The organism is Pseudomonas sp. XS1P51 (assembly GCF_054897845.1).
The window spans coordinates 3,679,711-3,701,648 of sequence record NZ_CM142707.1; the positions used below are offsets into that span (position 1 = coordinate 3,679,711).

Genomic DNA, 21,938 nt, shown 5'->3' on the forward strand with positions numbered 1-21,938 from the left:
GCATTCAGCCCCCTCTGACTCAATATCAGAGGGATCTGAAATACATGTAGGAGGTTAGACAGGCTCTTTCTTGATCCTGAACCAAGCCGCATACAACGCCGGCAAAAACAACAACGTCAGCGCCGTCGCCACGATCAACCCGCCCATGATCGCCACCGCCATCGGCCCGAAGAACACGCTACGCGACAGCGGGATCATCGCCAGCACAGCGGCGAGCGCGGTCAGCACAATCGGCCGGAAACGCCGCACGGTGGCTTCGATGATCGCTTGCCAGGGCTTGAGCCCGGCAGCGATATCCTGCTCGATCTGGTCCACCAGAATCACCGAGTTACGCATGATCATCCCCGACAGCGCGATGGTCCCGAGCATGGCAACGAAACCGAACGGCTGACGGAACACCATCAGGAACAAGGTCACGCCAATCAACCCCAATGGCGCTGTCAGAAACACCATCACCGTGCGTGAGAAACTGCGCAGTTGCAGCATCAGCAAGGTCAGCACCACCACGATGAACAGCGGCACGCCGGCCTTCACCGAGTTCTGCCCGCGGGCCGAGTCTTCCACAGTGCCGCCGACGTCCAGCAAATACCCGTCTGGCAGTTCGGCACGTATCGGATCAAGGGTCGGCATGATCTGCTGCACCAGCGTCGCCGGTTGTTCCTTGCCGTAGATGTCGGCGCGGACCGTCACGTTGGGCAAGCGGTTGCGGTGCCAGATGATGCCTTCTTCAAAGCCATATTCCAGCGTCGCGATTTGCGACAGCGCCACGCTGCGACCGTTGTCGGTCGGCACGGCCAGGCTTGGCAGCAACGACAACTCGGTGCGTTCATGCAAGGTGCCGCGCAGCAGGATTTCGATCAACTCGTTGTCTTCGCGGTACTGGCTGACGCTGGAACCGGTCAATGAACTTTGCAGGAACTTCGACAGGTTCGCGGTGCTCACGCCAAGCGCCCGGGCGCGGTCCTGATCGACGTTCAGATAAACAACTTTGCTCGGTTCTTCCCAGTCCAGGTGAACGTTGGCCACGTGGGGATTCTCGCGAACCTTGGCCGCGACTTTACGTGCCAGTGCGCGGACTTCCTCGATGTGCTCACCGGTGACCCGGAACTGTACCGGATAGCCAACCGGCGGGCCGTTTTCAAGACGCGTGACCCGCGAACGCAGGGCTGGGAACTGTTCGTTGAGGGTTTCGATCAGCCAGGTACGCAGGGTTTCACGCTCTTCGATGGTCTTGGCCAGGACTACAAACTGCGCGAAGCTCGCCGCAGGCAGTTGCTGATCCAGCGGTAGGTAAAAGCGCGGCGACCCGGTGCCGACGTAGGCCACATAATTGTCGATGCCGGCGTGATCCTTCAGCAGTGCTTCGAGGCGCTTGACCTCATCGGCCGTGTTGCTCAGGGACGCGCCTTCAGCCAGCTTCAGGTCGACCATCAGCTCCAGACGACCCGAAGCCGGGAAGAACTGCTGCGGGACAAATCGGAACAGCACAACCGACCCGACGAACAACACAACGGTCAGCACGATCACCGTCTTGCGGCGCCGCACGCACCACTCCACCAGCCGTCTGACGCGTTGATAAAACGGCGTGCCATAAGGGTCGGGTTGGCCGTCGCCGGTACCGTGTTTGGCGGCATGAATCTTCGCCAGATCCGGCAGGAGTTTTTCCCCCAGATACGGGACGAAAACCACCGCTGCAATCCACGACGCCAACAACGCGATGGTCACCACCTGGAAGATCGAGCGGGTGTATTCGCCAGTGCCCGATTGCGCGGTGGCAATCGGCAGGAAGCCGGCCGCGGTGATCAGCGTACCGGTGAGCATCGGGAACGCCGTGCTGGTCCAGGCATAGCTGGCGGCCTTGATCCGGTCGAAGCCCTGCTCCATTTTGATCGCCATCATTTCCACCGCAATGATCGCGTCGTCCACCAGCAAGCCCAACGCCAGCACCAGCGCGCCGAGGGAAATCTTGTGCAGGCCGATGCCGAGGTAATACATGCAGGCGAACGTCATCGCCAGTACCAACGGAATCGCCAGCGCCACCACCATACCGGTGCGCACGCCGAGGGAGAAGAAGCTCACCAGCAACACAATCGCCAGTGCTTCTACCAGCACCTGGACGAACTCGCCGACACCGGTTTTCACCGCAGCCGGCTGGTCCGAAACCTTGCGCAACTGCATACCGGCCGGAAGGTTTTTCTGGATTCTGGCGAACTCAATTTCCAGCGCCTTGCCCAGCACCAGAATGTCGCCACCGTCCTTCATGGCCACGGCCAGACCGATGGCGTCTTCTGCCATGAAGCGCATGCGCGGCGCCGGTGGATCGTTGAATCCACGCCGCACGTTCGCCACATCCGAGATGCGGAAGGTGCGATCTCCTACGCGGATCGGGAAGTTCTTGATCTCGTCGACCGTCTGAAAATTCCCTGAAACCCGTAGCTGCAAACGCTCGCTGGTGGTTTCGAAGAAGCCGGCGGTGGACACCGCGTTTTGCTCTTCAAGGGCCTGCTGCACCGCCGCCAAAGGCAAGCCGAGGGTGGCCAGTTTGACGTTGGAGAGTTCGATCCAGATCTTCTCGTCCTGCAGGCCGAGCAGGTCGACCTTGCCCACATCCTTGACCCGTTGCAGCTGGATCTGGACGCGGTCGGCGTAATCCTTGAGTACCGCGTAGTCGAAACCGTCGCCGGTCAAGGCGTAGATATTGCCGAAGGTGGTGCCGAATTCATCATTGAAAAATGGCCCCTGAACACCCGGTGGCAGGGTGTGCCGAATATCGTTGGTCTTCTTGCGGACCTGATACCAGAGCTCTGGAATATCCACGGAATGCATGGAATCCCGGGCGATGAACGTCACTTGGGATTCGCCGGGGCGAGAGAACGAAACGATGCGCTCGTACTCGCCGGTTTCCATCAATTTCTTTTCGATGCGTTCGGTGACCTGACGCGACACTTCCTCGGCCGTGGCACCCGGCCAGATCGTACGAATCACCATGGCCTTGAAAGTGAACGGCGGGTCTTCACTTTGGCCCAGCTTGGTGTAGGAAAGCGCACCGACGACCGCCAGCAAGAGCATCAGGAACAGTACGATCTGGCGATTACGCAGCGCCCATTCGGAAAGATTGAAACCCATCGGGGATTACTCCTTGTCCGCCAGATTGACCACGCGGTTAGAGCGATCCACCGGGCGCACCTGCTGCCCTTCAAGAAGCACATGGACGCCAGCGGCCACCACCCAGTCGCTGGCATTCAGGCCTTCGAGTACCGGTACGGTTTTCTCGCCGAAGGCACCGACCCGCACAGGGGTTTTCTTCAAAGTGTTATTGGCACTGACGACCCAGACGTAGGTCGCGCCGTTTTCCGCCGTCAGCGCGGAAAGCGGTACGGACAGCGGCACCACTTCGGCGGTCTGGACGAACACCCTGGCACTTTGGCCAAGTTCGGCAGGGACCTTGCCGCCGGTAAATGCGATGCGGGCGGCGAAGGTGCGGGACTTTGGATCGGCGGCGGGCGACAGCTCACGGATGCGCCCGGCGAAGCGCTGATCGGGCTGAGTCCAGAGCTCCACCGACACCGGCTGACCGACCTTGAAACGGCCAAAGCTCTGCTCCGGCAGGCTGATCAACACTTCGCGCTCGCCATCGGTGGCCAGGGTAAACACGGTTTGTCCGGCCGCCACCACTTGCCCGACCTCTACCGAGCGTTTGGCCACCACGCCATCCTGGGGCGCACGCAGTACGGCGTAGCTGGCCTGGTTAGTCGAGACGTTGAACTCGGCTTTAATTTGCTTGAGGCGTGCTTCACCGGATCGGTAAAGGTTTTCGGAATTGTCGTACTGCGAACGGCTGACCATCTGACGGTCCATCAGGGTCTTGTAGCGATCACGCTCGGCGCGTACCAGGTTCAGGTTGGCCTCTGCGGCAGCGACCTGGGCGCGCATGGCTTCCAGTTGCAGGCGCACGTCCTGGGGGTCGAGTTCCGCCAGAGGTTGATCGGCCTTGACCCGCAGCCCCTCTTCGACCAGTCGTCGGCTGACTTTACCGCCAATGCGAAACGCCAGATCCGGCTCATAGCGGGCGCGGACTTCACCGGGATAGCTTTCCATTGCCTGCGCGGAAGGCTCTGGTTGCACCACCATGGCCGGGCGTACGGTGACTTGAGGCGCCTCTTCGTGACCACACGCAGTCAATAAAAACGCCAGACTGACTGGCAACGCGAGGGGCAAGGCATAGCGGAACATGGTGAAGGACCTTTCGCTAATGGTGCTTGGAATAATTATACTGACCAGTATGTTATTAATAGCAAACTCACCAGTCCAGTATTAAAAGCGAAGAATGACGAACAATCTTTCAGCCCCCAATGGTCCGGGCCGCCCCAAGGATCTGGCCAAGCGCCAGGCGATCCTCGATGCGGCGAAAATCCTGTTTCTGAGTAACGGTTATGCCAACACCAGCATGGACGCCGTCGCGGCCGAGGCTGGCGTGTCGAAGCTGACCGTCTACAGCCATTTCAACGACAAGGAGACACTGTTCTCTGCCGCCGTCATGGCCAAGTGCGAAGAGCAATTGCCTACGCTGTTTTTCGAATTGCCGGACGGCATCGCGGTGGAAACGGTGCTGCTGAACATCGCGCGCGGTTTTCATTTGCTGATCAACAGCGAGGAGTCGGTGAACTTGCACCGCTTGATGATGACGCTGGGCAGCCAGGATCCAAAACTCTCGCAGATCTTCTTCGAGGCCGGGCCGGAGCGGATGCTGCATGGCATGGAGCGGTTGTTGGTCAAGATTGACCAGTGCGGTTCGTTGAGCATCGATAAACCACGCAATGCAGCCGAGCATTTCTTCTGCCTGCTCAAGGGAGCGGGGAATTTCCGCTTGCTTTATGGCTGTGGTGAGCCGTTGACCGGGGATGCGGCCGAGAGCCATGTGCAGGAAGTGGTGGGATTGTTTATGCGGGCTTATCGACCTGAGTCAGCCTGATAGATATTGAGTGTCTGGATTGACGCCTTCGCGAGCAGGCTCGCTCCCACAGGGATCTAAGCATCACCTTAGATTTTCTGTGGGAGCGAGCCTGCTCGCGAAGGGCGCGCCTCGGTCTCAAGGCTTCAGCGCTTTCTTCGGATAGATGTCATACCGGCTGGATTTACCGTCGAGCGCATGACTCGGCTTCGGCCCCGCAATACACGGCGCCTTGCGCGGGCGTTTGACCACCACCCGGTGGCTGGCCAGGGCCAACGCCGCTTCGAGCAATGCCGGCGCATCCGGGTCATCCCCTACCAGCGGGCGGAACAGGCGCATTTCCTTCTTCACCAACGCCGTTTTCTCACGATGGGGGAACATCGGGTCGAGGTAGATCACTTGGGGCGGCTCGCCTTCCCAGTTGCGCATCACCTCGATCGAATTGCCCTTGAGCAACCGCATGCGCGCCACGATCGGTGCCACGTCGAAATCTTCCGCACCACGGGCCAGGCCATCTTCAAGCAAGGCGCCGATCAATGGCTGGCGCTCGATCAGGCTCATCTCGCAGCCCAGGCTCGCCAGCACGAACGCATCCTTGCCCAGCCCTGCTGTGGCATCCAGCACACGCGGGCGCACGCCCTGCGCGATGCCAACCGCCTTGGCGATCATCTGCCCCGTGCCACCACCGAACAACCGGCGATGCGCCGCGCCGCCCTCGACGAAGTCCACCCGCACCGGCCCCGGTGCATCCGGCCCCAGTTGTTGCAGCTGCAAACCCTGCTCGCCCACCTGCAAGGCAAACTCACCGTCAGCCACCTGCATCGGCAGGCCCAGGCGCTCGGCCCATTGCTCGGCCTGTGGCTGAAACGCCGGGGCCGAAGCCTCGACATGGATGCGGCAGGCCGCAGGTTGCTCAATCATGGGAAAACACGCTCAAAAAATTAATGATCGGCAAAAACGGCCGATAACAAAACTAACGAGCATTTTGCCAGAGCTGAGCGTCGACCGAGAGAAATGTCAGACATTCAACGCACATCGATAGGTTACATCTCGCCTCACGGCGATTTTGGCCTGCGAAACTCCCAAGCACTGAGCGGCGTCAGTCACCTGTGGCAGGATTTTTTTGCCCAGGCCCTGGCCGATCAGTCGGGCGATGTCGTGCCGGCTTCTCTCGATTTTCCGCCGGTCGATCTCGACAGCCCGATCGAGCCCACGGTTGGCAGTGAGCTGTTGGCGCATATCATTTCCCAGCGCGAATGCGACGTGAAGGAAACCCAGGTCAAGCCACCAGAGCCACTGTTCCTGCCGATTGCCGAGTTCGAAATGGACCTGGCCGACAAACCGTTCCCACCGTTCCCGACAGAAGAAATCGTCGCTCAGCAGAAGCAGCAGGACTTCGAAAGCGGCTGGGTTCGCCCGATCGTACTGGCCAACGGTCAACCACTGCCAGCACCGGGCGCTGCACCGCAGCCGCGTCCGTTGCACCTGCCGATCGCCGAATTCGAACTCGATCTGCTGGACAAGCCGTTCCCGCCGTTCCCGCCCGAAGAGTTGGTGGAGCAACAGAAAAACTTCGATTTCGATATCGGCTGGGCTCGCCCGATCGTTCTGCAGAACCTGCGTATCGCCGCGTAACCCTCAGCGGCACACCCACCACGGCCCGACATCCACGTGAAAGTGATTGCGATGGGCGGCGTTGTAGTCCGGGCTCAACACCACACTGAACATGTCGCAGGCGCCATCGCGGACCTGGCGTAAAAACCGTGCGTCCTGATTATCCTTCGGCCAATCCTTGAGCACGTTGATAGATCGCCCGTCCGCCAGACGGAAACCGGCGATATCCAGCGCATTGGCGGAAGCATGCTGGCTGCGCCTGCCGTTCTCGCGACTGTAGACGTTGCGACAGGCAAAGCTGCCGAGATGGTCGACGCGGGTGACCGCCTGCCCATAGGCCGCTTGCGCAGCGGGTTGCAGGGCATGGTGTTCGAACAGGGCAAACGATACCGCCAGGCGGCAACTGGCAAGGAAGCTGCTGCTCAGCGCCACGTCGCCGCCCTGCACGCGCAAGGTGTTGATCAGCGGGCACGTCGCGTCAGGGCTGTCGGCCTGATGGGTCACGCGCAATCCGGAACTGCTCAGGGCTTGATCGCACAACTGCGGATCGTCGCGCAGGCGCATCAACTTGTAACGTGTCAAGAAATTGGGTTCGGCCTTCACGTCCAGCGGTGCCCATGGGTTCCACTGCGGCGGCAGCGAGATCCAGCCTCGCCAGACGCTCCCGCCCGCCGCAGCGATGATCAACAGCATCAGCAATAGCCACCCGCGAAACCGCATCGTCAGCCTTTGAACAGTTGATTGGCCTGCGCGTACGGCATCGACCGCGACGTGAAGCTGAACGTGCCCGAAGTCTTGATCTCTTCGGCCGCACGGAAAAATTCACCAAGCGCTGCCAAGGCCAGCGCCGAACCGACGCTGATGCGCTTGACGCCCATTTCACTCAACTGCTCGACCGTCAGCTTCAGCCCGCCGGACATCAGCACATTGACCGGTTTCGGCGCCACGGCACGCACCACCGCCAGCACGTCTTCAGCACTGCGCAAACCCGGCGCATACAACACATCGGCGCCGGCTTCGGCGAATGCCTGCAAGCGGCGGATGGTATCGGCCAGATCGGGATTGCCATGCAGGAAGTTCTCGGCCCGCGCTGTCAGCATGAAGGGGAAAGGCAAACTGCGAGCCGCGGCGACAGCGGCTTCGATACGCGCCACGGCATGTTCGAAGCAGTAGATCGGACTGCCTTCACGCCCCGTGGCATCTTCGATCGAACCGCCAACGGCGCCTGCTGCGGCGGGCCGCAAGAGGCTTTGGGCGCATTCGGCGGGACCGTCGGCAAAACCGTTTTCCAGATCCACCGCGACCGGCAGATCGGTGGCCGCGACAATCGCCCGGACATTCGCCAGGGTCTCATCCAGCGTCAGTCCACCATCGAGCCGGCCCTGGGAAAATGCATATCCGGCGCTGGTGGTCGCCAGTGCCTCGAAACCAAGGCTGGCGAGCATTTTCGCCGAGCCGGCGTCCCAGGGGTTGGGAATGACAAAAGCGCCCGCGCGTTCGTGCAGTGCTTTGAACGCCTGGGCTCGAAAGGTTTGCGCCTCCATTGGCAGGCTCCTGAAAAAGGGAACGAATCCGCCTCAGAGCAGGCCAAGTTGCTCGGCGGCGGGCTCTCTGTATAGCTCAGGCAGCGGCGGCAGGCCAGGCAAACGCAGCATCAGTTTTGCGTGAAAACGTTGCGCCAGTTTCGCGGCCAGCAGGTTGTCGGCGGTGTGCAGGAAGATGTAGGGCGTGCGGCCTTCTTCGATCCAGAGGGCGATTTTCTCGACCCAGGGCACCAGGAATGGATCGTTGGCTTCCAGTTGCGGATGGCCGATGAACCGTACCTGCGGGAATTGCGTGAACGCCGCCGGACGGGGCGGAACCCTGGGCTTTTTCGATTGCGCGTGGAGTACTGAAGGATCGGTCGAGGTGCAGCTGAACAGTGCGCGCGGATCAAGACAAATGCGCTCGACGCCGCGATCCAGCAGCAGGCGATTGAGCATTCGCTCACTGTCACCTTTGGCGAAAAACTCGCTATGGCGCACTTCCACTGCGAGCGGTCGCTCCAGCGCATCGATAAAACCGGCCAACTCGGGCAATCGTTGAGGCGTAAAGCTTTTGGACAATTGCAGCCACAACGGCGAAACCCGCGCACCGAGAGGGCTGAGCAATTGCAGGAAGGTTTCGGTGGCGGTCAGTTGTTCACGCAGGTCTCCGCCGTGGCTGATGTCGCCGGGGAATTTGGCGGTGAAGCGAAAGTGCTCGGGCATGGTCTCGGCCCAGCGCTGCAGCGTGGTGGCAGCCGGGCTCGCGTAGAAGGTCGTATTGCCTTCCACGGCGTTGAATACTTGCGAATAAAGATTTAGGAATTCGGAGGACTTGGCGTCTTGCGGATAGAGGTAATCGCGCCAGGCGTTTTCACTCCAGGACGGACAGCCGAGGTAGTAAGGCAGCAACATCAGATGTACAGGTCGAGGCCCAGCACATCCGAATCCCAATCGACAAAACCGGCGGTGCTGAGGTAGCTGGCCAGGGCCATCGCTACGCTTTTGCTCATGGCACGGTGGTAAAGCATGTCTTGTTGACGAGCCGGGAGATTGCTCAAGCGCTGCGCGGAGGCTTTGGCGGCACGGGCGGCCAGTTGCTCTTCGGACGGGAATTCCAGCTCGCCGTCGATATCGACGGATTCATCCTCAACCACATGCCCTTTACGAGGCTTGCGCTTGATGGGGTAGGACTGAGAGGAAAGGCCGTCTATACGCATAAGTACATGCTCGGTATCAATGATGGCAGTTTAGTGGCACATGACCCGCTACGCAAACCGCCGAGTGATAACTAGAACACAGAAAAGCGAAAAGGTTTAAAAGCCGGGGTTAGAAACTGACGATTGGCTGCGTTGCGACGTTCGTCATCGCGGGCAGGCTCGCTCCCACAGGGGTCAGCGTAGATCCTCTTGCTCGCGATGGTTACAACTCGGTCTTGGGAATCAACGCGCTTTTGGCGTCGCCACTTTATCGCGCAGATAAACCGGCTGAGCCTCATCCGCCACGATCGCTTCACCGCGTTCCCAGGCAAAACGCGCCAGGGTCAGCAGATCCTCGGCGTGGGGCAACATGCCCGCGTCCTGACCGGTCAGGCTGACGGCGATGCGCTCGGCATAACCCCAACCGGTGCCCGCACCAAACCAGTCGCCGCTGGCGTCCGCCGGCAACGCAGCGACTTCCGGCGGCAACACGGCTTCGTTGCCGACCAGCCGCATCTCCCCCGCCGTTTCGCGGTAGCAACCCCAGTACACCTCATCCATCCGCGCGTCGATGGCCGCTGCGACCTGGCTTGTGCCGTGTTCGCGATACGCCCGTTGCGCCAGCACCGCCAGGTTCGACACCGGCAGAACCGGGCGATCCAGCGCAAACGCCAGCCCCTGCACCACACCGATGGCGATCCGCACACCGGTAAAGGCGCCCGGCCCACGCCCGAAAGCAATGGCATCCACCGCTTGCAGCGTGATCCCGGCGTCGGCGAGCAATTGCTGGATCATCGGCAACAGCTTCTGCGCATGCAGGCGCGGGATCACCTCGTAATGGCTCGTGACCTTGCCGTCATGCAGCAAGGCAACGGAGCAAGCTTCAGTCGCGGTGTCCAGGGCCAGCAAGGTGCTCATCGATGTTTCCGTAAGAGAGGTCAGAAAAAGTGCGCCAGTATAAACAACTACGGCCCGCAAGCGGGCCGTAGAGGATGCAGCGGTTTTCAGCTCAGTGCTTCAAGCACCTTGCCGGTGATCGCTTCAACCGAGCCAACACCTTCGATGTGGCTGTACTGCGGTTTGCCCTGAGCAGCGGACAGTTCCTGATAGAACTTCACCAGAGGCTCGGTCTGCGCGTGGTAAACCGAGAGACGATGACGCACGGTCTCTTCGGTGTCGTCCTTGCGCTGCACCAGCTCTTCACCGGTGATGTCGTCTTTACCGGCAATTTTCGGCGGGTTGTAGACGATGTGGTACACGCGGCCAGAAGCCTCGTGAACGCGACGACCGGCGATACGCTGGACGATGTCTTCGTCCTTGACGTCGATTTCGACCACGTGATCCAGCTCGACGCCGGCTTTCACCAGGGCTTCAGCCTGGGGAATGGTGCGCGGGAAACCGTCGAACAGGAAACCGTTGGCGCAATCGGCCTGGCTGATGCGTTCCTTGACCAGATTGATGATCAGGTCATCGGACACCAGACCGCCGCTGTCCATGACGCTCTTGGCGATCAGGCCCAGCTCGGTGCCGGCCTTGACCGCGGCACGCAGCATGTCGCCGGTGGAGATTTGCGGGATGCCGAACTTTTCGGTGATGAACTTAGCCTGAGTACCTTTACCGGCCCCGGGAGCTCCCAGCAGAATGACGCGCATCGATGTGCTCCTCAATTTTTATATAGATAACAACGGATTCGCCTCGTGGGGCCAATCTCAAAAACAGGGTCGTGACCGCCCAAACGGCCAAAGGCTGATCAAGATACACAGCAGGCCCGGACCACACAAGCCGCCGAAAGTCGGAGAAACCCGCGCCTGACGCGACCTCGCGACGGGGTACCCCAAGTCGCAACCCCATCATTAACTGTCGCCTGGCAGCACTTTTCAGCCCCGCGCCAACAGGCACTCAACGCAACGCATTAAGTGCCCGACCCCACGGCAAAAACCTTAGCCTGTATTTCGCAAACCGGTGGCAATCCCCGCCACAGACACCAGCAGCGCCTGTTCTACCGGGCTGCCTTGGGCCACTTCCTGTTGTCGCGAACGCGCCAACAATTCGGCCTGCAATAGATGAAGCGGGTCGAGGTAGGTGTTACGCAAGCGGATGAATTCAAGGGTATCTGGGCTATGTGCCAGTAGTTGAGACTGGCCGGTCAGCCCAAGGACCACGGCGCAGGCCTGCGACAATAGGTCGCGTAAATGCGCACCCAAAGGGAGCAGATCCGGCTCGACCAGACGTTCATCGTAGGACCGGGCGATATCGGCGTCGGCCTTGGCCAGGACCATTTCCAGCATATCGATGCGGGTGCGGAAGAACGGCCACTGGTCGCGCATCTGCCCCAGCAGTTCGCCTTCGCCGCGCTCCAGCGCCTTGCTCAGCGCCGCTTCCCAGCCCAGCCAGGCCGGCAGCATCAGCCGCGTTTGGGTCCAACCGAAGATCCACGGAATCGCCCGCAGGCTTTCGATCCCTCCGGCGCGGCGCTTGGCCGGGCGACTGCCCAGCGGCAAGCGTCCCAACTCCTGTTCCGGGGTGGACTGGCGGAAGTACTCGACGAATTGCGGGTTTTCCCGCACCACGGCGCGGTAAGCGCTGACACCATCTGCCGCCAATTCGTCCATCAAGTGGCGCCAGGCAGGCTCTGGTGGTGGTGGCGGCAGCAAAGTCGCTTCCAGCACCGCCGCCAGATACAGATTGAGGTTTTGTTCGGCGATGTCCGGTAGGCCGAATTTGAAACGAATCATTTCCCCCTGCTCGGTGGTACGGAAACGCCCCGCGACCGAACCCGGTGGCTGCGACAGAATCGCCGCGTGCGCCGGGCCACCGCCACGACCCACGGTGCCGCCGCGGCCGTGGAACAACAGCAACTCCACTTGCTGCTCGCGGCAGATATCCACCAAGCGTTCCTGCGCCCGATATTGCGCCCAGGCCGCCGCCGTGGTGCCGGCGTCCTTGGCCGAATCGGAATAGCCGATCATCACTTCCTGCGGCCCTTGCAGGCGCGCGCGATAACCCGGCAGCAGCAACAGTTTTTCGATCACCGGCCCCGCGTTATCGAGGTCGGCGAGGGTTTCAAACAGCGGCACCACGCGCATCGGCCGCAACACGCCGGCCTCTTTGAGCAGCAGTTGCACGGCCAGCACGTCGGAAGCGGCGCCCGCCATGGAGATCACATAAGAACCAAGCGAAGCACCCGGCGCGGCGGCAATTTCCCGGCAAGTCGCCAGCACTTCAGCGGTGTCGGCCGATGGCTTGAAGTACGTCGGCAGCAACGGCCGACGGTTGTTCAGTTCACGCATCAGGAAGGCGATGCGCTCTTCCTCGCTCCAGTCTTCGTAGCGCCCCAGACCGAGGTAATCGGTGATTTCGGTCATGGCCGCCGAGTGTCGCGAAGAGTCCTGTCGCACATCGAGACGCACCAGGAACAACCCGAACGTCACGGCTCGGCGCAGGCAATCGAGCAGCGGCCCGTCGGCGATCACGCCCATGCCGCATTCATGCAGCGACTGGTAACACAGCTCCAGCGGATCGAGCAGGTCGCGGTTGTTTTGCAGCACATCGGCGGGCGCTGGCGTGGCTGTCGTCAAGGAGGCGTGAGCCCAGTTTCGCGTCGCACGCAGGCGTTCACGCAACTGCTTAAGCACGGCGCGATAAGGTTCGGCGCTGTCGCCGGCCTTGGCTTTCAGCGCATCGTTGGCCTGTTGCATCGACAATTCGGCCGCTAGATGGTCGATATCACGCACGTACAAATCAGCCGCCATCCAGCGCGCCAGCAACAGGACTTCACGGGTGACAACGGCAGTCACATTCGGGTTGCCGTCCCGGTCGCCACCCATCCACGAGGCAAAGCGAATCGGCGCGCCCTCCAGCGGCAAATGCAGGCCGGTGGCGTCATGCAGGGCTTTATCGGCCTTGCGCAAATAGTTGGGGATCGCCTGCCACAGCGAATGTTCGATCACCGCGAAGCCCCATTTGGCCTCGTCCACGGGGGTCGGGCGGGTGCGGCGGATTTCTTCGGTGTGCCAGGCTTCGGCGATCAGCCTCTGCAGCTTTGCCTGGATCTGTTCGCGTTCGGCTGTAGTCAGATCGCGATGGTCCTGGGCAGCCAGCTGCGCGGCGATGGCGTCGTATTTCTGGATCAGCGTGCGACGCGCCACTTCAGTCGGGTGAGCGGTCAACACCAACTCGATTTCCAGTCGTCCCAATTGCCGCGCCAGGGATTCAGCGCCATGACCCTCGGCAAGCAGGCGAGCAAGCAACTCCGGCAGCACGCGCGCTTCGAACGGCGCTGGCCGCGACTCTTCGCGACGGTGAATCAGCTGATACTGCTCGGCGATATTGGCCAGGTTGAGAAACTGGTTGAACGCCCGCGCAACGGGCAGCAACTCATCTTCGCTCAACTGGTTGAGGCTGGCGCTCAGTTCGGCGTCCATCGAACCGCGACGGTCGGCCTTGGCGCCCTTGCGGATCTGCTCGATCTTGTCGAGAAAGCCGTCCCCGTACTGTTCACGAATGGTGTTGCCCAACAGCTCACCCAACAGGTGAACGTCCTCGCGCAAGCGTGCATCAATATCGGTCATCAGCAGTTCTCCAGCGAAAATCCGGGTGTGCTTAGTCACTAGAGAGTGCCGCCGTAAAGCCGTTCTTACAAGCAGACGACGAAGGGACTTTAAACCTTGAGCGTTAAAGCTAGTCTGAAGAGTAGGCCGTACAACGGCTTTCGCCGGCCATGGCCGGACACTCACACTGCCTGCCACGAGCAGGAGCGCAATGAGGTCTTTATGAAAATCCGCGAGCTAGCCCATCACTGGGAAGAAAACGCCAAGGGTCGCCTGACCGACACCGGCTACTCGATACACCTGGATGTCGAGGCCGCTGCACGGCTGGCGGCGATCATCGAGATGTACCCCAAACGGCATCCCGAAGAACTGCTCGGCGAACTGATCGGCGCTGCGCTCGAAGAGCTGGAAAAGAGCTTTCCGTACGTGAAGGGCTCGACCATTGTGGCCACCGACGAAGAGGGCGATCCGCTGTACGAAGACGTCGGTCCGACTCCACGTTTTCTCGCATTGTCCCGTCGTCATCTGCACGATTTGTCGGCCAGTAACGACAAACAGAAACACTGAATTTTCCGCAGGACCTGTAGGAGCGAGCCTGCTCGCGAAGAAGCCTTGTCAGTTGAAATAAATGTTGACTGAAACACCGCTTTCGCGAGCAGGCTCGCTCCCACATTGACGTGCATATCCCTTCAGCAATTGTGTGCTCCTGACCCGAAAATAGGTCGGGAATACCGCTACGCATCGCCAAAGTTCCCAATTTAGAGCCTTGTTCGTTCGGTCAAAGTTTTTTCGGGCGATAGGCCATCTTCTCTGAACTTTTAAAAAATGCCTTGGGTCGTAACCAGTAACCACGCCTGGGACGGCCGTTTCAAAACACCCCGAAAATTGATGGTTGCGGCTCCTTGCCCAGGATGGATTTTTAAGTTTTTCAGGAGCTATTCCAATGGAGTTGAAAACCATGAAGACCCGAACTTCCCAACCCTCGTTCCTCCCCCTGCGCGGCCTGAAACTGGCGGCCCTGGCGATTGGCAGCAGCTTTGTGCTGGCCGGTTGTGCCGGTAACCCGCCGACCGAGCAATACGCCGTCACCGAATCGGCAGTCAACAGCGCCGTCAGCGCTGGGGGCACCGAATTCGCTGCCGTGGAAATGAAGTCCGCCCAGGACAAGCTCAAACAAGCCGAAATCGCCATGCACGACAAAAAGTATGACGAAGCCAGAATGCTCGCCGAACAGGCCGAGTGGGACGCTCGCGTAGCGGAACGCAAAGCCCAGGCAGTGAAAGCCGAACAAGCTGTGAAGGACTCTCAGAAAGGGGTTCAGGAACTGCGTCAGGAAAGCCAGCGCACTGTGCAGTAAGCGCCGCTGCGACGTATTTCTTACTCGACTAAAAGGACGAAACCATGATGCGTAAACAATTGATGATCCCGGCCCTGCTGGCCGCAAGCGTTGCACTGGCCGCCTGCTCCACGCCGCCTAACGCCAACCTGGAACAGGCCCGTACCAACTACTCCGGCCTGCAAGCCGACCCACAGGCAAGCAAAGTCGCGGCGCTGGAAACCAAAGACGCCAGTGATTATCTGGACAAGGCCGACAAGGCTTATCTGGACAAGGAAGACCAGCACAAGGTCGACCAACTGGCTTACCTGACCAATCAACGGGTTGAAGTGGCGAAGCAGACCATCGCCCTGCGCACCGCTGAAGCCAACCTGAAGAACGCTTCTGCACAGCGCGCCCAGGCCCGTCTGGATGCTCGCGATGCACAGATCAAACAGCTGCAGGACAGTCTGAACGCCAAGCAGACTGATCGCGGGACGCTGGTGACCTTCGGTGATGTTTTGTTTGCCACTGACAGGGCCGATCTGAAATCCAGCGGCCTGGTGAACATCAACAAACTGGCGCAGTTCCTTCAGGAAAATCCGGACCGGAAGGCGATTGTCGAAGGCTATACCGACAGCACCGGTACGGCTTCGCACAACCAATCGTTGTCCGAGCGTCGCGCCGGTTCCGTGCGCATGGCGCTGGTGAAGATGGGCGTTGATCCAGCGCGCATCGTTGCCCAGGGTTACGGCATGGAATACCCGGTGGCGGAGAACTCCAGCGTCTCGGGTCGGGCGATGAACCGTCGGGTGGAAGTGACCATTTCCAACGATAACCAGCCGGTGATCCCGCGTTCGGCAATCAGCTCGAACTAAGCTGAACCTGCTGTAACGCAAAAGCCCCGCCTGAGTCGATCAGGCGGGGCTTTTTTAAGATCAAAAGATCGCAGCCTCGTTTCACTCGACAGCGCCTACAGAAGCACGCGAGTTGCGTAGGAGCTGTCGAGTGAAACGAGGCTGCGATCTTTTTGGGGTGCGCTACTGCTCCAGCTTCTGTGGGGTTTCCTGCCCCATGCAGCGCACCGCTTTTTTCTTGTTGTTGACCAATACCCCGGTCAGGCCTTTCTGCTCTGTGTCGAACATCACCAGCACGCCATCGATGCACTGGGCCACTTGCGGGGCCGGTTCCAGGGAAACTTTGTAGTCTTCTCCCGGCACGGTCTTGAGCATGGTGAACTCACTGAGCAGCAGCGCATCTTCGGGTTTGGCGAAGTGCAGGTAGCCGTACCACCACAGGGCCCCGACAGTGCCGAGGATGCTGCAGATACCGGTGATGATCAGCGGGATGGCATTACGTTCTTCACTCATTGCGGACTCTCTGGTGGTTCATCTTCAGAATTTTTGGGCGCCGGGTAATTGGGGATTTCGCCCAGGCGGCGCAGACCGTTGAAATGCTGCGGGTCATCGAGATAACGCAGCATGACTTTGCGCCAGACCGGGTCGGCGAACGTCTGCACATGACCACCACGGGTCAGTTGCAGCACCCGCGGCGGCGGCGCAGCTTGATACAGACGGATGCCATTGGAAAGGGGCACGATCGGATCGTCGATGCTGTGGTAGATCAGTTTCGGCACGCCGTTGAGCTGCGCCATGGAGTGGATCGCGCTGTCGCCGTCCGGCACCAGCCACGACAGCGGCACCTGAAACGCCCAGAACAGCCATGAATTGCTTAAAGCAAACCGGCCGACACTGCGGTAACTGGCGGGTACGCCGTCGAGCACAACAGCCTTGAGCTGTTTTTGCCGCTCAGGGTGTTGCACAAGGTAATGAACAGCCATCGAACCGCCGAGGCTCTGGCCCAGCAGGATCAACGGCTTGCCCTTGACCTCGGGGGCCTGATCGAGCCATTTGAACGCAGCGTCGATGTCCTGATAGATCGCCGGCAAACTCGGTTCGCCCTCGGACAAACCGTAACCGCGATAGTCCACCAACAGCACTTGGTAGCCTTCCGCCGGCAACCACCAGCTCCCGCCCAGATGCATGGGCAGATTGCCGCCGTTGCCGTGCAGGTGCAGCACGGTGCCTTTGACCTCGACACCTTGTTTGGCCGGCAACCACCAGCCATGCAGCTTGAGGCCGTCGGCGGTGGTCAGGGTGACATCGCGGAATTCGAGTTTGGCTTTTTCCGGAGTGAATAACTGGCCGGGCTCGGGGTAGAACAGCAAAGAGCTGCAACCGCTCAAGGTCAGAAGAAGACAGATGATGCCGAGGATTCTCATCCGTTGAAACCTCGCAAAAATTTGGGTGGAAATACACCCCCGGTGGGAGCGAGCCTGCTCGCGATAGCGGCTTAACATTCAACAGTGATGCTGTCTGACACACCGCCATCGCGAGCAGGCTCGCTCCCACAGGGGATCTTGCCCGGTCTACAGGATATTGGAGTAATCCGCTTCGATCCGGTCCAGGCTCAAGTGATTGAGGAAGTTGGAGAAGCACATCCACGCCGACAGCGCGTTCATGTCACGGAACTGCTCCGGCAGATACTTGGGCGGTACCACCAAGCCTTCGTCCACCAATTGCCGCAAGGTTCGCATGTCTTCCAGCGTGGTCTTGCCGCAAAACAGTAGCGGTATCTGCTCCAGTTTGCCTTTACGCACGGCCAACTGAATGTAGTTGTAAACCATGATAAAGCCCTTGAGGTAGGACAAGTCTTTGGTAAATGGCAGACCTGTCGGCACCGAACCTCGGAAAACGCGACTGGCGTTGCCGTAGCTTTCGGCCATTTCGAAGCCCTGCTCGCGGAAGAACTCGAAGATCTGCAAAAAGTCCGCCCCCTCCTCCACCATATGAATGGCGCGCGTGCGGTTGGTCAGTTTGCGCAAGCGGCTCGGGTAGGAGGCGAAGGTGATGATCTCCATCAGGATCGCCAGCCCTTCCTGGGTCACCGTAGACGACGGCGGGCCCTTGGACAGGAAGGTGCAGATCGGCTGGTTCAAACCATTGAGCGTGGTGCCCACATGCACCAGCCCTTCGTGGACTTCCAGGGCGCGCACATCGCGGTCGTTGAACATCGCGTCGGCGCGAATCTTGATGTAGTCCGCACCCGCCGCCGCATCGGCGACGATCCCGTCGGACTCGAACACCCGAATGGTTTCCTCGGCCTCGCCAAACACCTTGTTCAACCGATGTTGCAGCAAGTCGACGGCTTCCTTGGCGGTGAGGACTTTCGGTTCGTCCTTGAGGTCGCCACGGCCGTCGATGTTGTTCAGGTAATCAGAGAGCATCAGGCCCAGGTCAGCCAGGGTCGGGTCACCGGCGTGGAACGCATCGGACGCGGCGCCGTACAACTCCTGGGAAATCAGCCCGAAATCCTCGGTGCCGCGCGCTTCCAGCATGCGCACCACCATCCGGTATTCCTTGCACATGCGGCGCATGATCTGGCCGACCGGGTTGAACTGACCGAGCTGACGGGTGATGTCGCGCTCGATGTTCTGGAATTCCAGTTTCACTTTGCTGGAGTCGAAGGACAGTGGCCGGTTCAGGTAGTAATCGCGGTCCACCGCCGGCATTTCCTTGCCCTTGGCCTTGAGGAAACCCTTGCGGATGCTGTCATCCCATTTGACCGCGTCCAGGACGCGAATCGGCGTCTGCGCCAGCACAATGCGATCGGACAAAATGCGTATCGTCTGCTGGTAATCGTCCACCCGAAACTCCTGTAGAAAAACCGTTATGTGCTGGGTTTATTTGGCTTTGGCCAGGCGCTGATAGCGCACCGCTTCGACGAACACATCGGAATTGGCCGGATCGTCGAGGTAGGCGAAGACCTGGTCCAGGCGGGTGTCGATCAGCACGCCGTCACCGTCGTCGGTCTGGAAGCCCTCGCCGCTGAGGACGTTCTGCCCCAGGGCCTGTTTGACCTGCTCGAGGTCGAGGTTGTAGACCACCAGCTCCTGCTTATCGTTGAGTTCGAAACCGGCAATGGTGAAATGCCCGCCGAACTGCGCCGGCACCTTCGCCGACAGGTACCAGCGACTGCCGTGGCGTGACACCGTGAAGGGATAGGCTTCGCGCTCCTTGGGTTTGGCCTTGAAGTAGCTGACCGCCTGATAGCGATTGTCGCCGATGCGTGTCAGCTCCAGGTTCATCGGTTCGCCCCAGGCATTGGTGCTGGTCCATTTGCCGAGTAACCCTTTGGGCGCGGGGTCGCTTGCGGGCAGAGGCTCCTTGAAGGTCACCAGACAGCCACTGAGCAGCAGGAACGACAAGGCGATCACAACGACACGCCAGGCTTTCATTCAACACTCCCTTGAAGATTACGCAGCGCTTTTGCAGGAGCTGCCGCAGGCTGCGATCTTTTGATCTTGCTTTGCAGAAGTATCAAGAAGATCAAGATCAAAAGATCGCAGCCTTCGGCAGCTCCTACAGGGGATCGGGTTACACCGACGCCAATACCAGATGCATGTAGCGGGTCAGAATGCCGAGCATTTCCTCTTCGGCAACAGGCTCGGCGTCGTTGAGCAGGCCCTGATATTCCATCCGTCCGATAATCGCCGTCAACACTTTGGCATCCTGTTGTGGCTCACGGGAACCCAATACCTGGAATAACTGGCAAGTCCCTTGTAGGAGAATTTGCTGATGCGAGCGCACCAACTTCGCCAGGCGCGGGTTCAGCAGCGCTTCCTGACGGAACGCCTGCTCAGCCATCAAGTGTTCGCGACGGTTGACCAGTTGCCGGTGAACATAGTCCGCCATCAGCCGCGCAATATCGTCAGCCAGTTGCGAGCGTGACTCAGGGCTGCCGTCGCCACTGACCACCATCTCCCGCAGCAGGCCTTCGTTGTTCACCCACAGCTTGGCCATGTACGCCGCGCTACGCTCCACGTATTGGGCGAAGGTATCGGTGAGCAGGTCATCGATATCCTTGAAGTAGTAAGTGGTGGCCGACAGCGGCACACCGGCCTCGGCGGCGACCGCTCGGTGACGCACGGCCCGCACGCCATCGCGCACGACAATGCGCATGGCGGCATCGAGAATGTCCTGTCGACGCTGCTCGCTGCCCTGTCGGCTGGCCTTGCGGCCCTGGTACTGAACACTTTCAGCGACCGCAGTGGCGACACCCGCTGCACCCTCTTGAGCCATTGCACGGTTCACGACAGGTATTCCTCTCTTACTTCAAAAGTAACCAATTGATACGTTTGTACCAGACAGGCAATAAAAAGCCGCCTATTTCAGGCGGCTTTTTAGTTGAAACACTTACGCTTGCGGCCGCATGTGCGGGAACAGGATCACGTCGCGGATCGACGGTGAGTTGGTCAACAACATCACCAGGCGATCGATGCCGATCCCTTCACCGGCCGTTGGCGGCATGCCGTATTCGAGCGCACGAACAAAGTCGGCGTCGTAGTGCATGGCTTCGTCATCGCCGGCGTCCTTGTCGGCCACCTGCGCCATGAAGCGCTCGGCTTGGTCTTCCGCGTCGTTCAACTCGGAGTAGGCGTTGGCGATTTCACGGCCGCCGATGAACAGCTCGAAACGGTCGGTGACGTTCGGGTTCTCATCGTTGCGACGGGCCAGCGGCGACACTTCGAACGGGTACTGGGTAATGAAGTGCGGCTGCTCCAGCTTGTGCTCGACCAGCTCTTCGAAAATCATCACCTGCAATTTGCCCAGGCCTTCAAAGCCCAGCACCTTGGCGCCGGCCTTCTTGGCGATGGCGCGAGCCTTGTCGATGTCGTTCAGGTCGTCAGCGGTCAACTCAGGGTTGTACTTGAGGATCGAGTCGAACACCGACAGACGCACGAACGGTTCGCCGAAGTGGAACACCTTGTCGCCGTACGGCACGTCGGTGCTGCCCAGAACCAGCTGAGCCAGTTCACGGAACAGCTCTTCGGTCAGGTCCATGTTGTCTTCGTAGTCGGCGTAAGCCTGGTAGAACTCCAACATGGTGAATTCTGGGTTGTGACGAGTCGAAACGCCTTCGTTACGGAAGTTGCGGTTGATCTCGAACACCTTTTCAAACCCACCAACAACAAGCCGCTTGAGGTACAGCTCAGGCGCAATGCGCAAGAACATTTCCATGTCCAGCGCGTTGTGGTGAGTCTCGAACGGCTTGGCTGCCGCACCGCCCGGAATGGTTTGCAGCATCGGTGTTTCGACTTCCAGGAAGTCACGCTGCATCAGGAAGCTGCGGATGTGCGCAATCACTTGCGAACGAACGCGGAACGTCTGGCGCACGTCTTCGTTGACGATCAGGTCGACGTAACGCTGGCGATAGCGCTGCTCGGTGTCGGACAGGCCGTGGTGCTTGTCCGGCAGTGGGCGCAGGGACTTGGTCAGCAGGCGCACGCTGGTCATTTCGACGTACAGGTCGCCCTTGCCGGAACGCGCCAGAGTGCCTTCGGCGGCAATGATGTCGCCCAGGTCCCAGGTTTTGACCGCGGCCAGGGTTTCTTCGGACAGGGTTTTACGATTGACGTAAACCTGGATGCGACCAGACATGTCCTGGATCACCATGAACGAGCCACGGTTAAGCATGAGACGACCGGCAACCTTGACCGGGATTGCAGCCTCTGCCAACTCTTCCTTGGTCTTGTCCGCGTACTGCTTCTGCAAGTCTTCGCAGTAGTTGTCGCGGCGGAAGTCGTTGGGGAAGGCATTGCCCTTGGCGCGCTCGGCAGCAAGCTTTTCCTTGCGCAGGGCGATCAGGGAGTTTTCTTCCTGTTGCAGGGCTTGCGGGTCGAGTTGTAGGTCGCTCATGTCTTTAAAAATTCCATCACAGGTTCGT

At 60.0% G+C, this 21,938-nt stretch carries 21 protein-coding genes; 5 read left to right on the forward strand and 16 right to left on the reverse strand.

Features of this window, described 5'->3' with window-relative positions; genetic code table 11:
- Positions 1–54 precede the first annotated feature (54 nt).
- Together ACYZUD_RS17095 and ACYZUD_RS17100 are read right to left on the reverse strand one after the other, a co-directional pair.
- Positions 55–3,126 (reverse strand): efflux RND transporter permease subunit, encoded by a 3,072-nt coding sequence (locus tag ACYZUD_RS17095; RefSeq protein ID WP_462019362.1) that lies wholly within the window; start codon positions 3,124–3,126, stop codon positions 55–57.
- A 6-nt stretch (positions 3,127–3,132) separates the two neighbouring features.
- Positions 3,133–4,233: an efflux RND transporter periplasmic adaptor subunit gene (locus tag ACYZUD_RS17100; RefSeq protein ID WP_462019363.1), complete on the reverse strand. Its 1,101-nt coding sequence runs from the start codon at positions 4,231–4,233 to the stop codon at positions 3,133–3,135.
- A 94-nt stretch (positions 4,234–4,327) separates the two neighbouring features.
- Here ACYZUD_RS17100 and ACYZUD_RS17105 point away from each other — a divergent pair, with 94 nt between their 5' ends.
- On the forward strand, positions 4,328–4,972 hold the full coding sequence (locus tag ACYZUD_RS17105) for a TetR/AcrR family transcriptional regulator (RefSeq protein WP_462019364.1): 645 nt from the start codon (positions 4,328–4,330) through the stop codon (positions 4,970–4,972).
- Positions 4,973–5,089: 117 nt separating this feature from the next.
- Here ACYZUD_RS17105 and ACYZUD_RS17110 read toward each other — a convergent pair whose 3' ends face one another.
- Positions 5,090–5,872, reverse strand: a complete 783-nt coding sequence (locus ACYZUD_RS17110) for a class I SAM-dependent methyltransferase (RefSeq protein ID WP_462019365.1) — start codon at positions 5,870–5,872, stop codon at positions 5,090–5,092.
- Positions 5,873–5,965: 93 nt separating this feature from the next.
- Between ACYZUD_RS17110 and ACYZUD_RS17115 the strand changes: the two genes are divergently transcribed.
- On the forward strand, positions 5,966–6,586 hold the full coding sequence (locus ACYZUD_RS17115) for an energy transducer TonB (RefSeq protein WP_462019366.1): 621 nt from the start codon (positions 5,966–5,968) through the stop codon (positions 6,584–6,586).
- A gap of 3 nt (positions 6,587–6,589) precedes the next feature.
- On the opposite strand, the gene ACYZUD_RS17120 is transcribed toward ACYZUD_RS17115, so the two are convergent.
- From ACYZUD_RS17120 to ppc, 7 genes are all read right to left on the reverse strand, one after another.
- Positions 6,590–7,285 (reverse strand): extensin-like domain-containing protein, encoded by a 696-nt coding sequence (locus tag ACYZUD_RS17120; protein ID WP_462019367.1) that lies wholly within the window; start codon positions 7,283–7,285, stop codon positions 6,590–6,592.
- 2 nt (positions 7,286–7,287) lie between these two features.
- On the reverse strand, positions 7,288–8,109 hold the full coding sequence (locus ACYZUD_RS17125) for an isocitrate lyase/PEP mutase family protein (RefSeq protein WP_462019368.1): 822 nt from the start codon (positions 8,107–8,109) through the stop codon (positions 7,288–7,290).
- 33 nt (positions 8,110–8,142) lie between these two features.
- On the reverse strand, positions 8,143–9,003 hold the full coding sequence (locus ACYZUD_RS17130) for a DUF72 domain-containing protein (protein WP_462019369.1): 861 nt from the start codon (positions 9,001–9,003) through the stop codon (positions 8,143–8,145).
- Entirely contained in the window at positions 9,003–9,308 is a 306-nt protein-coding gene (locus ACYZUD_RS17135) for a hypothetical protein (protein WP_462019370.1), read from the reverse strand. Before ACYZUD_RS17135 ends, ACYZUD_RS17130 begins: the two co-directional genes overlap by 1 nt.
- 222 nt (positions 9,309–9,530) lie before the next feature.
- The gene (tsaB, locus tag ACYZUD_RS17140) at positions 9,531–10,205 is read right to left on the reverse strand and encodes a tRNA (adenosine(37)-N6)-threonylcarbamoyltransferase complex dimerization subunit type 1 TsaB (protein ID WP_462019371.1); all 675 of its coding nucleotides are present in this window, start codon (positions 10,203–10,205) and stop codon (positions 9,531–9,533) included.
- An 86-nt stretch (positions 10,206–10,291) separates the two neighbouring features.
- A complete protein-coding gene (gene adk, locus ACYZUD_RS17145) occupies positions 10,292–10,939 on the reverse strand; it encodes an adenylate kinase (RefSeq protein ID WP_462019372.1) in 648 nt (215 codons plus the stop codon).
- A gap of 288 nt (positions 10,940–11,227) precedes the next feature.
- Positions 11,228–13,858: a phosphoenolpyruvate carboxylase gene (ppc, locus tag ACYZUD_RS17150; RefSeq protein ID WP_462019373.1), complete on the reverse strand. Its 2,631-nt coding sequence runs from the start codon at positions 13,856–13,858 to the stop codon at positions 11,228–11,230.
- A 201-nt stretch (positions 13,859–14,059) separates the two neighbouring features.
- Here ppc and ACYZUD_RS17155 point away from each other — a divergent pair, with 201 nt between their 5' ends.
- The 3 genes from ACYZUD_RS17155 to ACYZUD_RS17165 all read left to right on the forward strand — a co-directional run bounded on the left by ACYZUD_RS17155 (position 14,060) and on the right by ACYZUD_RS17165 (position 16,030).
- Positions 14,060–14,404, forward strand: a complete 345-nt coding sequence (locus ACYZUD_RS17155) for a pilin assembly protein (protein ID WP_462019374.1) — start codon at positions 14,060–14,062, stop codon at positions 14,402–14,404.
- A gap of 376 nt (positions 14,405–14,780) precedes the next feature.
- Positions 14,781–15,194: a DUF4398 domain-containing protein gene (locus ACYZUD_RS17160; RefSeq protein ID WP_462019375.1), complete on the forward strand. Its 414-nt coding sequence runs from the start codon at positions 14,781–14,783 to the stop codon at positions 15,192–15,194.
- 47 nt (positions 15,195–15,241) lie between these two features.
- Entirely contained in the window at positions 15,242–16,030 is a 789-nt protein-coding gene (locus ACYZUD_RS17165; RefSeq protein WP_462025055.1) for an OmpA family protein, read from the forward strand.
- Positions 16,031–16,192: 162 nt separating this feature from the next.
- Here ACYZUD_RS17165 and ACYZUD_RS17170 read toward each other — a convergent pair whose 3' ends face one another.
- The 6 genes from ACYZUD_RS17170 to lysS form a co-directional block, all read right to left on the reverse strand.
- Entirely contained in the window at positions 16,193–16,522 is a 330-nt protein-coding gene (locus ACYZUD_RS17170; RefSeq protein WP_462019376.1) for a hypothetical protein, read from the reverse strand.
- The gene (locus ACYZUD_RS17175; RefSeq protein ID WP_462019377.1) at positions 16,519–17,433 is read right to left on the reverse strand and encodes an alpha/beta hydrolase; all 915 of its coding nucleotides are present in this window, start codon (positions 17,431–17,433) and stop codon (positions 16,519–16,521) included. Before ACYZUD_RS17175 ends, ACYZUD_RS17170 begins: the two co-directional genes overlap by 4 nt.
- Before the next feature lie 147 nt (positions 17,434–17,580).
- Positions 17,581–18,858, reverse strand: a complete 1,278-nt coding sequence (locus ACYZUD_RS17180; protein ID WP_462019378.1) for a flavohemoglobin expression-modulating QEGLA motif protein — start codon at positions 18,856–18,858, stop codon at positions 17,581–17,583.
- Between the two features lie 36 nt (positions 18,859–18,894).
- On the reverse strand, positions 18,895–19,449 hold the full coding sequence (locus ACYZUD_RS17185) for a hypothetical protein (RefSeq protein WP_462019379.1): 555 nt from the start codon (positions 19,447–19,449) through the stop codon (positions 18,895–18,897).
- Positions 19,450–19,588: 139 nt separating this feature from the next.
- Entirely contained in the window at positions 19,589–20,305 is a 717-nt protein-coding gene (locus tag ACYZUD_RS17190) for a TetR/AcrR family transcriptional regulator (protein WP_462019380.1), read from the reverse strand.
- A 102-nt stretch (positions 20,306–20,407) separates the two neighbouring features.
- The gene (gene lysS / locus ACYZUD_RS17195) at positions 20,408–21,910 is read right to left on the reverse strand and encodes a lysine--tRNA ligase (protein WP_462019381.1); all 1,503 of its coding nucleotides are present in this window, start codon (positions 21,908–21,910) and stop codon (positions 20,408–20,410) included.
- Positions 21,911–21,938 lie beyond the last annotated feature (28 nt).